General features: G+C 68.9%; 11 protein-coding genes. 7 read left to right on the top strand and 4 right to left on the bottom strand.

Going from position 1 to position 14,164, the window contains the following annotated elements; translation table 11 throughout:
• The first annotated feature begins 2 nt into the window (after positions 1–2).
• The 4 genes from AB0P21_RS21105 to AB0P21_RS21120 all read left to right on the top strand — a co-directional run bounded on the left by AB0P21_RS21105 (position 3) and on the right by AB0P21_RS21120 (position 5,748).
• Positions 3–761 carry a phytanoyl-CoA dioxygenase family protein gene (locus tag AB0P21_RS21105; protein WP_363698814.1) on the top strand — a complete coding sequence of 253 codons (759 nt, stop codon included), beginning with the start codon at positions 3–5 and terminating at the stop codon, positions 759–761.
• On the top strand, positions 758–1,576 hold the full coding sequence (locus AB0P21_RS21110; protein WP_363698815.1) for a DUF364 domain-containing protein: 819 nt from the start codon (positions 758–760) through the stop codon (positions 1,574–1,576). Before AB0P21_RS21105 ends, AB0P21_RS21110 begins: the two co-directional genes overlap by 4 nt.
• Positions 1,573–2,787: an MFS transporter gene (locus AB0P21_RS21115; RefSeq protein ID WP_363698816.1), complete on the top strand. Its 1,215-nt coding sequence runs from the start codon at positions 1,573–1,575 to the stop codon at positions 2,785–2,787. Before AB0P21_RS21110 ends, AB0P21_RS21115 begins: the two co-directional genes overlap by 4 nt.
• Positions 2,788–2,886: 99 nt before the next feature.
• Positions 2,887–5,748 carry a S8 family serine peptidase gene (locus AB0P21_RS21120; protein ID WP_363698817.1) on the top strand — a complete coding sequence of 954 codons (2,862 nt, stop codon included), beginning with the start codon at positions 2,887–2,889 and terminating at the stop codon, positions 5,746–5,748.
• A 57-nt stretch (positions 5,749–5,805) separates the two neighbouring features.
• Here the strand turns inward: AB0P21_RS21120 and AB0P21_RS21125 are convergent, their stop codons facing one another.
• Positions 5,806–6,288: a hypothetical protein gene (locus AB0P21_RS21125; protein ID WP_363698818.1), complete on the bottom strand. Its 483-nt coding sequence runs from the start codon at positions 6,286–6,288 to the stop codon at positions 5,806–5,808.
• Between the two features lie 161 nt (positions 6,289–6,449).
• Here AB0P21_RS21125 and AB0P21_RS21130 point away from each other — a divergent pair, with 161 nt between their 5' ends.
• Complete coding sequence (locus tag AB0P21_RS21130) at positions 6,450–7,130, top strand: DUF1707 domain-containing protein (RefSeq protein WP_363698819.1); 681 nt, start codon at positions 6,450–6,452, stop codon at positions 7,128–7,130.
• A 9-nt stretch (positions 7,131–7,139) separates the two neighbouring features.
• On the opposite strand, the gene AB0P21_RS21135 is transcribed toward AB0P21_RS21130, so the two are convergent.
• Positions 7,140–8,579, bottom strand: coding sequence for an alpha-amylase family protein (locus AB0P21_RS21135; RefSeq protein WP_363698820.1), 1,440 nt, complete (start codon positions 8,577–8,579; stop codon positions 7,140–7,142).
• A 95-nt stretch (positions 8,580–8,674) separates the two neighbouring features.
• The gene (locus tag AB0P21_RS21140; protein WP_363699479.1) at positions 8,675–10,216 is read right to left on the bottom strand and encodes a phospholipid carrier-dependent glycosyltransferase; all 1,542 of its coding nucleotides are present in this window, start codon (positions 10,214–10,216) and stop codon (positions 8,675–8,677) included.
• 185 nt (positions 10,217–10,401) lie between these two features.
• On the opposite strand from AB0P21_RS21140, the gene rsmI reads away from it, so the two are divergent.
• Together rsmI and metG are read left to right on the top strand one after the other, a co-directional pair.
• Complete coding sequence (rsmI, locus tag AB0P21_RS21145; RefSeq protein ID WP_363699480.1) at positions 10,402–11,262, top strand: 16S rRNA (cytidine(1402)-2'-O)-methyltransferase; 861 nt, start codon at positions 10,402–10,404, stop codon at positions 11,260–11,262.
• A 22-nt stretch (positions 11,263–11,284) separates the two neighbouring features.
• Positions 11,285–12,856: a methionine--tRNA ligase gene (gene metG, locus AB0P21_RS21150; RefSeq protein WP_363698821.1), complete on the top strand. Its 1,572-nt coding sequence runs from the start codon at positions 11,285–11,287 to the stop codon at positions 12,854–12,856.
• Here metG and AB0P21_RS21155 read toward each other — a convergent pair.
• Positions 12,853–14,136 carry a LuxR C-terminal-related transcriptional regulator gene (locus AB0P21_RS21155; protein ID WP_363698822.1) on the bottom strand — a complete coding sequence of 428 codons (1,284 nt, stop codon included), beginning with the start codon at positions 14,134–14,136 and terminating at the stop codon, positions 12,853–12,855. The genes metG and AB0P21_RS21155 overlap by 4 nt on opposite strands.
• Positions 14,137–14,164: the final 28 nt, after the last annotated feature.

Below are 14,164 nucleotides of genomic sequence, written 5' to 3' on the forward strand. Positions count from 1 at the left end.
CCATGACCAGCGGCTACCTGGTGTTACCGGAGTTGTTCTCGGCAACGGAAATCGCTCGGCTGCGAGACGCGGCCGAGCAGGTGCACGCGTCGGTCGTCGCCGCGGCGGAGGCCGGTGAGACAGCGGTGACGGTCTGGCCGGACGGGCACCGGCTGGAGGAGATCCGCGGTACGACGATCCACTGGGAGCCGGACGCGCCGGGCAAGGCCGTTCGCAGCCTGGCGCCGGTCGCCCACCTGCATCCGGCGCTGGACGCGCTGTGGACCGAGCCGCGGCTCACGTCGCCGATGGAGTCGTTGATCGGGGCAACGGTTGCTCCGTTCGTGTCGAAGCTGAACTTCAAGCGGGCCGGCGTCGGGTCGGAGTTCGCCTGGCACCAGGACTTCCCGTACTGGTACTGCTGCGCGGGCGACGCGGCGTACGACATCGCCACGGCAATCGTGATGCTGGACGACAACACCGTCGAGAACGGTGCGATGACGTTGATTCCGGGCAGTCAGGACGACGGGCCGGCGCGGCGCGATCCGCTCGAACCGACCGGTCTGCTCGTTGACCCGCTGACCGTCGACGAGTCGCGAGCGGTGACCGTGACGGCGCCGGCCGGGTCGGTGCTGATCTTCCCGGGGCTGATGGTGCACCGGTCGGCGCCGAACCGGACCGCCTCCGACCGCCGGTCCTTGCTGTTCTGCTTCCAGCCCGCTGGTCGCCCCGAGTTGTCCGCCCTGACCTATCACGCCGAAAGGCTGGCTGATCTGCCATGACGACCTCCGTCGCCGCCCTCACCGCCGCAGTACTCGCTGGTGAGCACGGACCCGCCCCGACAGACATCAACGTCATCAGCGCTTTCTGGCTCCACAACACGACCCGGCTGCCTGGCGCTGACGTCACCTATCGCAACTACTACGTGCTGCTGCGAGTCGGCGAGGTCTTCGGCGCGTGCGCCTTCGAGGAAGGCGAGGTCGACCCGGCGTACTGCGCCGACGCCTCCGGCCTGCCGCTGTCCGACTTGCTTGCCGATGGCCCCTTACCGGTGCGGATCGCCGCTCTGGATGCCTACCTCGCTGCCGTCGAGCCGCACCACCTGTCAGCTCAGGCCGAGGAAGTCATCCTCCCCGCCGGTACTCCGGATGTTCGCGCCCGAGCCCGCGATGCGGCGGTGGCCGGACTCCTGGAGGTGACCCCGGGATCCAAGGTCGCCCTGATCGGCGTGGTCAACCCGCTGGTCGACGCGATTACCGCGTTGGGCGGCACCTGCCTCCCCTGTGACTTCAACCTCCGCGAGACGGCCTCCGGGCTGCCGGTTTCCCGCGACATGACGCAGGTTGTTGATGCCGCGGACGCCGTCGTGGCCACCGGAATGACGTTGAGCAACGGGAGTTTCGACGTCCTGCTCGATCGTTGCCTGCAGCAATCGAAGCCGCTGGCCGTCTATGCTCAGACCGGCAGCGCCGTCGCCCGTGCCTTCCTCGGCGCCGGGGTGACCGCGCTCTCCGCCGAGCCGTTCCCCTTCTCCCAGTTCAGCGCCCGCCCGACCTCCCTGTACCGCTACCGCAAGAACGGACCCGAAACCCCGTGACCACCACCACCCCTGTCCGCAGTACCGGAGAAGTGCCAGGCGACTGGAAGATGGTCAAGCGGTTGTGGCCGTTCCTGCTCGCCTCGACCGTCAGCCTGATCCCGTTCACCGTCTTCGGCATGTACCTGGTGCCGATCGCGGCGGCAGCGGACGGAAGCGTCGCCGAGATCGGCGGACTGCGAGGACTCGGAGGACTCGCAGCCCTCATCGTCGGCATCGCTTTGGCCCCGCTGATCGACCGGTTCGCCCGCGAGTTGGTCGCGGCCGGCGGCCTGGCCCTGCTCGGCATCTCCGCCGCGCTCGGTGCCATCGGCAACGTCTTCGCGCTGGCCTCGTTCTGTCTGCTGATCGGCGCCTCGACCTCGATCCTCGGCCCGTCGATCGGCGCCGCGGCAGCAGATCGGTTCAACTCACCCGCCGCCGCGGGGCGAGCAGCCACGCTGGTCTCCGCGACCACCTCGATGATGGCCATGCTGGCCGCGCCGGTGCTCGCAGTACCGGGGCTGTTCTGGGGGTGGCGAGGCAACTTGATCGCTGCCTCGGTCATCTCGCTGACCCTCTCGGCCGCCTTCTTCTGGCGCGGCTGGGGCCGGAAGTCGCCCCTCAAGACCAGCCAACGCGTCAGCTACTTCGCGACCTACCGCGCCCTGGCCCGCATCCCCGGCGCCCTCCCACTGCTGGGTGTGGCCATGCTGAGAACAGCCGCCTTCATGGGTTACCTCGCCTACCTGGCAGCGTTCTACGACGAGAAGTTCGACCTTGCACCGGGCTGGTTCGCCCTGGTCTGGTCCCTCAGCGGCGCCTCGTTCTTCCTCGGCAACCTCTTCGCCGGCCGCTATCTCGCCGCCGAGCGCACCTTCCTGACTCCCGAGAAGACCCTGCTCGCCGGACTCCTGATCGCGTTGGTTGCCGTATCGACCTTCTACTTCACCCCGAGCCTCCCGGTCACCCTGTTGCTGACCTCCCTGATGGGCGCCGCCCACGCGACCGTCGCGGCCTGCGTGACAACCCTCCTGGTACGCCGCAGTGGCGAGCTCCGCGGCTCCGCCCTCAGCGTCAACGCCGCCGGGATGAGCATGGGCACCTTCCTCGGCGCCGCAGCGGGCGGCGCGGGCCTCGGTCTCGGCGGCTATCCGGGCCTGGCGATGATTTTCGGCGGCATCACCTTGGTCGGCGTCCTGCTGGCCCTCCGGATCCGCTCGGCCGACTGAGCCTGGTTGCAGCTTTTGACATGAATCCGACCAGAGGTCCGGTCCGCAGCTCTGGCATACTCCGGCTCCTTGTCACTCTGAAGACCCTGGGGGGGTCCTGTGTCCTTCCGTCCTGCCCATCTGCTCCGCTTGGGCATTCCTGCCGCTCTGGTCGCGGCCACGCTGGTCACGCTGACCGGCTCGTCCAGCACCGCGGCACCCGGCCCGTACCGGCCGAAGTTCAACTCCCACCCGACGGCCAAGCCCGAGTTCGAGCCGAACGCGGTGATGGTGAAGTTCAAGGCCAAGGTGAGTGCGTCGGCTCGCAGCGCGACCGCCTCGAGGCTCAGGACCGTGGCGGAGCCCGCCGTCTCCGGCGACGTGGTCAAGCTGACCGGTACGGCGTCCGCGGAGGAGTTGCTGACGAAGGCCAAGGCGGATCCGGCCATCGAGCTGGCGTCGCTGAACTATGTGCGCACGGCCACCGCCGCGCCCAACGACGAGTTCTACGGCACTGACCAGGCTGGATATCTGTCGACGGTTCGGGTTCCGCAGGCCTGGGACCTGGCCAAGACCACCGGCACGCTGAAGATCGCGGTCCTGGACACCGGTGTCGACGCAGGCCACCCGGACCTGGTCGGCCACCTGCTGCCCGGCTTCAACGCCACCTCGCCGAACCGCGGACCGATCGACGGGCACGGCCACGGCACGATGACGCTCGGCATCATCGCCGCGGCGGCCAACAACACCGTGGGGGTCGCGGGAGTCGGCTGGAACGCGAAGGCGATGCCGGTCAAGGTGCTCGCCGACGACGGTCGCGGCTACGACGTCGACGTTGCCGAAGGCATCGACTGGGCGGTCAAGCAGGGCGCCAAGGTGATCAACATGTCACTCGGCTCACCCGACTACAACGAGGTGCTGGCCGCCAGCGTCGCGCGGGCGGTCGCCGCCGGAGTGGTTGTTATCGCTGCCGCAGGTAACGACGGCAGCGACGCCCCGAACTACCCCGCGGCCTATCCCGGAGTCATCGCGGTCGGCGCGACCACCGCCAACGGCGTACTGACGAGCTTCAGCAACTTCGGTGACCACGTCGACATCGCGGCGCCGGGCGTGGACATCCTCAGCACCGGGCCGCGCGCGCTCACCCCGAGCGGCTACCTGCCGTACTGGTACTGCACCGGGACGTCGTGCTCCGCGCCGATCGTCGCGGGCGTCGCGGCAATGGTGAAGACCAAATGGCCTGCCTTCACGCCGGCCCAGGTCGAGCAGCGGCTCAAGATTCTCTCGCGCGACGCCGGCCCGCGCGGCACCGATCCGTACTACGGCGCCGGCATCCTCGACGCGTACGCCGCCCTCGGCGGCAAGACCACGAGTGACTTCGCGGGCGGCGGAGCCGACGGCAACGACCAGCCGGCCCGCGCGACCAAGGTTGGCCTCGGGAGCTCGACGGGGACCATCAACACCGAAGGCGACGTGGACTGGTACGCCGTCGACTCGGCCGCCGACCGCTATCTGCGCGTCTCGGTGACCGGTCCGACCTTCAACGAGGAGATCAGCGCGACGAACGTCGGCCCGTGGTTCAACGTCTACAACGCGGCGCTGAACCCGCTGGGCTACAACTACAACCCCTACCCGAAGCCGGACAAGAACAACAAGCCGATCTGGGGCCCGCTGACCACGACCGCCGAGGTCAAGGCCTACGCCGGGCTGACGTACATCGCCGTGCGCAACACCAACGGCTCGCGCGACAGCCGGCCGTACACCTTGTCGATCGCCGAGGCCACGAAGGAATCGGCGGTGGCGCGGCACTGGTACCCGGTCAGGGACATCCAGCCGGCTGACCTCTCGTCGACTGCGACCGCGGCGACCACGCCGTCGGTGACGTTCGCCCGTCCGGTGACCACCTCGTCGGTGACCGCCGACACGGTCAGGCTGCTGAACGGCAAGACCGGCGCCGTGGTGCCTGCGGAGGTCGACTTCGACGCCGCGACGCTCACCGCCACCCTCAAGCCGGCAGCTCCGTTGACCGAGGCAACGGCGTACAAGGTCTCGGTCAACGGTGTGCAGGAAGCGGACGGTCGACCGCTGACGCCGATCCGGAGCACCTTCAGCACCGTCGACCTGGCGCCGCAGAAGCTCACCACCTTCACCGCCAGCGGCGCCTACCTGGCCGCGAACATCTCCTGGACGATCCCGGCGACGCCGGACCTCGACCAGGTGATCATCCGCAAGAACGTCGGCGGCAAGGCCCCGACGTTGACCACCGGCACGCTCGTCTACGCGGGCACCGGGTCGTCGGTCAAGGCGACCGGCCTCGCGGCGGCGACGACGTACACGTTCGCCGGCTGGGTGAAGGACCGCGGCGGCAACGTCAGCCCGATCTCGGCGAAGGCCGTGAACGGGGTCAGGTCGGGGATCAGCACCACCGCGACGGCGATCAACTACGGCGGCACGATCACCCTCAAGGGCAGCGTGCTGCGGATCGACAACAAGGCGTTCGCGGGTCTGCCGGTCCAGCTGTACGGCCGGGCCAAGAACGTCGCGGCGCTCAAGCTGATCGCGAACCTGACCACCAGCTCGACCGGTGCGGTCAACTACGCCGTCAAGCCGGCCACGTCGTCGGTCTACACGATGGTCTTCGTCGGCAACGCCGACCTGATGGGCACGCGGACCGCGGATCTCACCGTCACCGTCGCGCCGACCGTCTCGTCGGTGCTCGCCCCGACCGCCATCAAGCTGGGCAAGTCGACAAAGCTCTCCGGGTACGTCGCTCCGGCGCACTCCGGCAGGCCGGTCCAGCTGCAGGCCTACTCGGCCAAGACCTGGAAGACCATCGCCTCGGTCAAGCTGAGTGCCTCGGGCGCCTACGCCTTCGGCATCAAGCCGGCCGCTCGCGGCAGCTTCGCGTACCGGGTGCTGTTCACCGCGGACGCGGACCACGCCCAGGCGCTCAGCCCGCAACGGATCGTCAAGGTCAGTTAGCCGGCACCAACTGAAACGAGCCCCGGCCAAGGCCGGGGCTCGTTCGTCTGCTGTAGGTCAGATCGCCCGCTTCTCCGCGAGCACTCCCTCGAGCCAGCGCGCGAAGCCCGGCATGTCCTTGATGGCCGACTGGTCGATGCTGAGTTCCTTGGCCGATTGGTCTTTCGGCAGGATCGGGACCCGCTTCTGACCCAGTCCACCGCTCACCAGCCCGACCTTGCGGACCTCGGCCCAGCGCAGGAACCGGTTGCGGCCCATCCGGATGCCGTCCGGGCCGACCGTGAGCATCGGGTAGTGGGTGAGGATCCGCCAGCCGTACCAGGCCGTGCCGCCGACGGCCAGCGCCAGGAACAGCACCAGGAAGACCTGCCGGATGCTGCCTTCGGTGGAGTCCGAGGTGAGGGCGCGGAGCCCCTGCAGGATCACCAGCAGCCAGATCACGCCGAGCAGCTTCAGCACCCAGCGGGGCCGGGTCGTGAACACGACCTGGCCGTTCGTCTCGAGCTCCTCCGACCAGTCGGCCTGCGACCGCTCGCCCATCACTGCCACGCTGTCTCCCAGCTCTCGCACGGTGTCGGGGCAACTCTAGGTGGGCCGGGGTCGGGGGATACCCCGGCGCGGCCCTGGGGATCGGCAGGCGGACCCCGGAATCGGGGAAATCGCGTTCCAGGGAACCGCGGTCGGGGATATCGTTCGGGGTTATGGACAACCTGCCCGAGCCCCAGAATCCGCATGCGCACCTGCGCGCCTCCGACACGGATCGCGACCAGGTCGTCGAGGTACTGCGGGACGCGCTGATGGCCGGCCGGCTGACGCAGGACGAGCACTCCGAGCGGCTGGAGCAGACGCTGCAGGCCAGGACGCTCGGCGAGCTCGAGCCGATCACCCAGGACCTCGCCGTACCGGGGCAGACGTTCAAGCCGGCTGCCGCCGCCGCACCCTCGAACAGCCCGGTCCCGATCGAGTTGGCGGCCAACCCGGCCGACAGCTTCGACAAGATGATCGGCATCTTCGGCGGCGGCGAGCGCACCGGCCGCTGGCGGGTGAAGCGGCGGACCAACGCGTTCTGCCTGTTCGGCGGCTACGACCTGGACATGACCGACGCGGTCTTCGAGAGCCGTGAGGTGACGATCTGGGCGATCGCGATCTTCGGCGGGATCGACATCACCGTGCCGGACAGTGTCGAGGTGCGCAACGAGGGCATCGGCATCATGGGTGGCTTCGCCGCCCGCGGCGGCGCCACCCCTGACCCGAACGCTCCCGTCGTGATCGTCAAAGGCCTGGCGCTGTTCGGCGGCGTCGGCGGTCAGACCAGCTCGAAGCGCCACAAGAAGCGCTTCCGCGACCAGGGCAACCACGGCGGCCACGGTCAGCTGCACTGACCCCTCAGCTCAGCTGACCTTCGCGCCGATGTGCAGTGCGACCCCGTCCCGGGCCGCCACAGTGGCCTGGAACCAGCCACCGCTGTCGACGGTGTAGACCGGCCCGGAACACGACCCGGCGGTGAAGTCACCGTGGAAGACATCGCAGTACCGGCCGGCCGGTAGCGCGCTCTGATAGCTCCGGCCGCTGACCGCCGACGTCTCGTCGTTCAGGATCAGATAGCCCTTGGAGCCGCGGCCGAAGGCGATCGCGTCGTTCCCGTTGTCCCACCAGTTCACGACACCGGTACCGCGGACCGCGTTGTGGAAGCCGACCAGGTTGGCGATCACCTGCCAGCGCTGTTCGCAGCGCCAGCGGTTGCTGAAGCAGGTGGTGTCCGTGGTCCGGCCGGCCGAGGTCGACGGCGGGCCCTGGTCGTTCGAGCTGTACTCGTAGCTCGACATCACCTTCGGCGTCCCGTAGGTCCAGGCGAGCATGAACGCGTTCGCCAGCGCGTACCGCGCGTTGTCGCGGAAGGTGAGGACGTCGGGACCGCGCTGGGTGTCGTGGTTGTCGGTGAAGACGACGGCGCGATCCGAGGCCAGCGGTGAGCCGAACGTCCGCAGGAAGGCGAGCTTCTCGTGGTTGAAGATCTTCGCCAGGTCCTTGCCGTAGCGGAACTCCAGCACGTCGCCGTTGCCGGTGTACTCGTCCGGGGTGATCGGTTCGCCCGGACCGAAGATCACCTCCTGGTACAGGTAGGCCGGCTTGGTCAGGCGGCTCTTGATCGCGGCGATGTCGGCGGCCGGCATGTGCTTGGCGGCATCGAGCCGAAAGCCGTCGACGCCGATCGACAGCAGGTCGTTGAGGTAACCGGCGATCCGGTCCCGGACGTACGTGGCCCCGGTGTCCAGATCGGCCAGGTCGACCAGCTCGCAGTTCTGCACCTCGTACCGGTCGGTGTAGTTGGCGATGTCGTCGTTGCCGTTCCGCCCGCAGTGGTGGAAGTCCTGGGTCTGGTAGACGCCGGGGTAGTTGTAGTGCGAGTACGACGATCCCGCGCTGCCGGTACCCGTGCTGCTGCCGCCCGTCATGTGGTTGATGACGGAGTCCACGTAGACCTTCACCCCGGCGGCGTGGCAGGCGCTGACCATGCTGGTGAAAGCGGCCCGGGTGCCGCGCCGGGTGTCATCCAGCCGGTAGCTCACCGGTTGGTAGTCCTGCCACCACGGATAACCGTTGCCGGGCAGCACGACATGCTCCTGCGGCGGTGAGACCTGGACGCCGCCGTAGCCGCGCGGCCCCAGGAACTGCGTGCACTCCCGGCCCACCGACGACCAGTTCCACTCGAAGAGCTGGACGATCACGTCCCGTGTGCCCGGCGGCGCGGCGGTCGCGGGTGTCTCAGCGGCGGGTTGGAGAAAAGAGCCGAGCAGGACCATCGGCACCAGCAGGCGCAGTCGACGCATGGTGAACCCTTCGGAGCGGATCGGGGCGGTCCGCCGAATCATCCACCAAATCGTCACCGAGAGACAGGGCTGGGTCTCACAGCGTCACCGATTGCTCAGATCCAGGACTTGAACCACATGCGGTTCAGCCACTCCGGGTGTGGCATCACCTGGTCGGTCAGGATCGGCCAGATGTAGGCGAAGTTCAGCACCACCAGCACGACGAAGGCGCCGACCACCGCGCTGCCGACCAGGCGGCGCGGGGTGGACGACTGCAGCGCCTGCTTGGCCGGGCCGAGGATCTTGCCGAGCACCAGCGAGACCGCCATCACCGTGAACGGGATCATCGTGACGGCGTAGAAGAAGAAGATCGGCCGGTCGTCGAAGAAGAACCACGGCAGCCAGCAGGTCAGGAACCCGACCACCGGTACGCCGAACCGCCAGTCGCGCTGGGCGATCCAGTAGATCAGCGCGGCGATCAGCGCGAGCGCGCCGGCCCACCACAGCAGCGGCGTACCGACGGCGGAGATCACCGACAGACAGTTCGTGCCGGCCTTCGCGGTGCAGCCGCTGGTACCGGGCTTGATGTCGTTGACCGCGTCGAAGCCGATCGGGCGGGCCACCACCACCCAGCCGGCCGGGTGCGAGGAGTACGGGTGGGTGGCCTTCTTGATGTAGTCGCCGGTGTGGAAGGCCAGCACTTCCTGGTGGTAGTGGATCAGCGACCGGAAGTCGTCCGGGACCACCTTCATCACGCCCTGCGCCGGGTTCTTCGAGGCGTAGTCGTGGTCGTAGGCGTTGTCGTGCAGCAGCCAGCCGGTCCAGGTGGCGGTGTAGGTGATACCCGCCACCAGCACGATGCTGACGAAGGCGGGGATGCCGTCGACGAAGACGGACTTGATCAGCGGGCGCTTGGCGCCGAGCGCGCGGCGGGCGCCCAGGTCCCAGGCGAAGACCAGGATGCCGAAGCCGGCCATCACCCAGACCGCCGACCACTTGGTGCCGAGCGCCAGGCCGAAGCAGACACCGGCGGCGAGCCGCCACGGGCGGAGCAGCAGCCAGCGGCCGATCTTGCGGCTGCCGTCGCGGTGCTCGAGGGAGTCCGCGTGCCGGCGGCGGGTCCAGTCCCGGTCGGCGACCAGGCAGGAGACGGCGGCGACCAGCCAGAAGGCCAGGAAGATGTCGAGCAGCGCGACCCGGGACATCACGAAGTGCAGACCGTCGACGGCCAGCAGCAGCCCGGCGATACAGCCGATCAGTGTCGAGCGCGACATCCGGCGGACCGTCCGGATGACCAGCAGCACGGTCAGGGTGCCGAACAGGGCCGGCATGAACCGCCAGCCGAAGGTGTTCATCCCGAACAGCTGCTCGCCGGCCGCGATCATCCACTTGCCGACCTCGGGGTGCACGGTCAGGCTCGGGGTGTCCTTGAAGACGTCCAGGTTGCCGGCCAGGATCGCCTTGTCGGCGGCGCCCTCGGGCTTGTCGATGAACTGCAGCGCATAGCCGTGCTTGAGCAGCGAGTAGGCGTCCTTGGCGTAGTACGTCTCGTCGAAGACGAACTTCACCGGGTTGCCGAGGTTCCAGAACCGCAGGATCGCCGCGAACGCGGTGATCGCCAGGGTGGCGATCCAGCCGCCCTCGAACTCCTTCGGCATCGGCGGGTAGAGCCGGTCCCTGAGCGGGGGCAGCCGTCTCCCGAGGACGTCCCGCCCCAGCGTCTCGCGCGCCTCAGCGTCCGCCTCGGGGCCGTCGGCCGGCTTCGCGGTGTCGTCATCGATCACGGCAGTCACGCTGGCCATCGTACGGAGCCTGCGGTGCGACCGCCTCCCGGGCTGCGATGATGGCGCGTGTGACCGGGCGATTGGTGTTGGTGGGGACTCCTATTGGCGACTTCTCGGACGCGTCGCCGCGGTTGCGGCGGGTGCTGGCCGAGGTCGACGTGGTGGCGGCGGAGGACACCAGGCGGCTGAAGCGGCTGACGAGTGAGCTGGGGATCGTCGTCAGCGGGCGGGTGCTGAGTTTCTTCGAGGGCAACGAACGGCAGCGGACCGACGAACTGGTGGCCCTGCTGCTCGAGGGGCAGACGGTCGCGATCGTGACCGACGCGGGGATGCCGAGCGTGTCGGACCCGGGGTACCGGCTGGTGGCGGCGGCGATCGAGGCGGGGATCGCGGTCACGGCGGCGCCGGGGCCTTCCGCAGTACTGACCGCGTTGGCGTTGAGCGGGCTGCCGGTGGACCGGTTCACGTTCGAGGGGTTCCTGCCGCGCAAGTCGGGGGAGCGGACCAAGCGGTTCACCGAGCTGGCCCGGGAGCAGCGGACGATGATCTTCTTCGAGGCGCCGCACCGGCTGGCCGCCTCGCTGAAGGATCTTGCCGAGGCGCTGGGCAAGGATCGCCGTACTGCGGTCTGCCGCGAGCTCACCAAGACGTACGAGGAGATCAAGCGCGGTACCGCCGCCGAGCTGGCCGAGTGGGCCGAGGACGGAGTCCGCGGCGAGATCACCATCGTGGTGGCCGGCGCCGACCCGTCGGACCGCGAGTTGGGCCCCGACGAGCTGGCCGCGGAGGTGGCCGCCGACGAGGAGGCCGGTACGCCGCGTAAGCAGGCGATCTCGGATGTCGCCAAGCGGTTCGGCGTACCGAAAAGGACCGTGTACGACGCCGTGCTCGCCGCCCGAGACCCTGGTAAGACCAGCTAGCCCGTAGCACTACCCTTTAGGCATGTCCGAGAAGGCCTTTTACGTCACCACCCCGATCTACTACGTCACGGCTCCGCCGCACATCGGCAGCGCCTACACGACCGTGGCCGGGGACGTCCTGACCCGTTGGCACGCCCAGCGGGGCGAGCGCAAGTGGTACCTGACCGGTACCGACGAGCACGGCGAGAAGGTGATGCGCAGCGCTCAGGCGCAGGGCATGACCCCGCAGGAGTGGACGGACAAGCTGGTCGAGGAGGCCTGGAAGCCGGCCTGGGTCGACGTCGACATCGACTACGACGACTTCATCCGGACCACCGAGAAGCGGCACACCGAGCGGGTCCGGGACTTCTGGCAGACGCTCTACGACAAGGGCGACGTCTACAAGGGCGAGTACGAGGGCCTGTACTGCGTCGGCTGTGAGGAGTTCAAGCTCCCGGCCGACATCAGGACCGACGAGGACGGCACCCAGCGGTGCATGATCCACGGCACCGAGCTGGAGACGGTCTCGGAGACCAACTACTTCTTCCGGCTGTCCGCGTACGCCGACAAGCTGATCGAGCTGTACGAGTCGCAGCCCGACTTCGTCGCGCCGTCCAGCGCGCGCAACGAGGTCATCTCGTTCGTGAAGCAGGGCCTGCAGGACCTGTCGATCACCCGCTCGACCTTCGACTGGGGCATCCCGGTCCCGTGGGACGAGGACCACGTCCTCTACGTCTGGATCGACGCGCTGCTCAACTACGTCACCGCCGCGGGCTACGGCACCGACCCGGAGCGCTTCGAGGAGCTCTGGCCGGTCGACGTGCACCTGGTCGGCAAGGACATCCTCCGGTTCCACGCGGTGATCTGGCCGGCCATGCTGATGGCCGCCGGCGTCGCCGTACCGAAGCAGGTCTTCGCGCACGGCTGGCTGCTGGTCGGCGGCGAGAAGATGAGCAAGTCGAAGCTGACCGCGATCGCGCCGAAGGAGATCACCGACCACTTCGGCTCGGACGCCTTCCGCTACTACTTCCTGCGCACGATCCAGTTCGGCTCCGACGGCTCCTTCTCCTGGGAGCACCTGAACGCCGTCTACACCTCGGAGCTGGCGAACGGCCTGGGTAACCTGGCCAGCCGGATCGCGGCGATGGTGAACAAGTACTTCGACGGCGAACTGCCCGAGCCTTCGGATCACGGCCCCGCCGAGCAGGCGCTGGCCGACAAGCTGGCCGAGGCCGCCACCGCGGCCGACAAGGCGATGGACAGCCTGGCGTTCCACGACGCGCTGGCCGCGATCAACGACCTGGTCGGCGCGGTCAACGGCTACGTCTCCGAGCAGGAGCCGTGGAAGGTCGCCAAGGACGAATCGCAGCAGGCCCGCCTGGCCACCATCCTCTACACCTCGGCCGAGGTACTGCGCGCTGTCGCGGTCCTGCACAACCCGACGATGCCGAAGACCGCCGCCAAGCTCTGGACCCTGCTCGGCGCCGAAGCCAAGCTCGGCCCGCTCGCGGACCAGCGAATCCAGGACTCCGGCACCTGGGGCCAGCTCCCGGCCGGCTCGGTCCTGGTCAAGGGCGACTCCCTGTTCCCGCGCCTCGCGGAGCCGGACGCCTAAAGCGCGACCGAATGGAAGAGAGCTGCCGCTTCGCCGCGGGAGCTCACTTCCAGTTTGGTGAGGATGTTGGCGACGTGGAACTTCACCGTGGATTCGCTGATGTGCAGGTTGTCGGCGATGGTGCGGTTGCGGTGGCCCTGGGCGAGGTGTTCCAGTACTTCGAGTTCGCGGTCGCCCAGGCCGGCCATCGGGTCGGAGGTGGCCGGGCTGGGGGTCTTGGGCTCGACCGGAAGGTTGAGTTTGACGGTCAGGCCCCAGCCGGGGACGGCGTCGATGTCCAGGTGGCCGTGCTGGAGGTGAAGGCGTTCGGCGAGTTGGCCCAGTTCCAGGTCGTCGTCCAGCCGGCCGGGGCCGTCGTCGCGGATGGTGGCCTGGAGGCCGCCGTCGACGAGTTGCCAGCCGACCCGGATCCGGCGGACGCCGTCCTGGCGGAGCATCGCCAGGACGACCGCGCGGACCGCGACCCGGGCGGTGTGGGCGAGCGCGGCGGGCAGCAGATTATCGTTGCTGGGGGCATCTAGTTCGAGCTGGACCGCGTCGTGGCGCAGGAGCGATCTGAGTGACTCGGCCAAGCGCTGGAAGGCGCGGCCGAGCGGCTCCTCGCCGGAGTCGGCGCGGTCGCGGCGGGAGTCGGCGCGCAGATCGATGAGCGCGTTCAGGGCCACGTCGACCGCGGTGGCGCGAGCGGTCGCATCGTCGAGGCGGCCGTTACGCATTACGCCGAGAAGGGTGGCGAACGCGGCTGCGTGGGCTTCGCTCAGCTCCGCGATCGCGGTGGATCGGGCCATCGCGACCGCGCGGGACTGGGCGAGCACGGTCGGCGCGGCCTCCTGAGTGAGCCGGTACATGTGCGCGGTGGCCAGGTCCCAGAGCGATTGCGCGTACTCCGCGGCGGCCGGCGCGACGGGCGCGTCGTCGTACAGGACGAGGACCAGCACAGAGCCGCGAGCGGTCAGGTCGCTGGAGACGGCCAGCACCGGGTACTCGTCGGCGTCGATCCGGAAGCGGCCTTGCCAGGGGCGGCCGGCAGTTACGTAGCCGATCAATGGAGCCAGGTCGGCGCCGGTGATCGCCTTGGCGAGTTGGGCGTCGCCCGTCGAGGTCAGCGGCGTGGCCGCGCACTGGGTCGACAACTGCGCCGCGACCCGATGCGGGATCTGCTCGGCCAGCGCGGCGGACAGGTGCTCGATCGTGTCCCCGGGCTTGCCCTGGACGATCTGGATCGCGGTCGCGAGGGTCGCCGCGGTGACGCGATCGGGCTCCAGCGTGATGGCATCCATACCTTCAGCGTACGGCGGTTGACGCGTC

The organism is Kribbella sp. NPDC056861 (assembly GCF_040687575.1).
Classification (GTDB): domain Bacteria; phylum Actinomycetota; class Actinomycetes; order Propionibacteriales; family Kribbellaceae; genus Kribbella.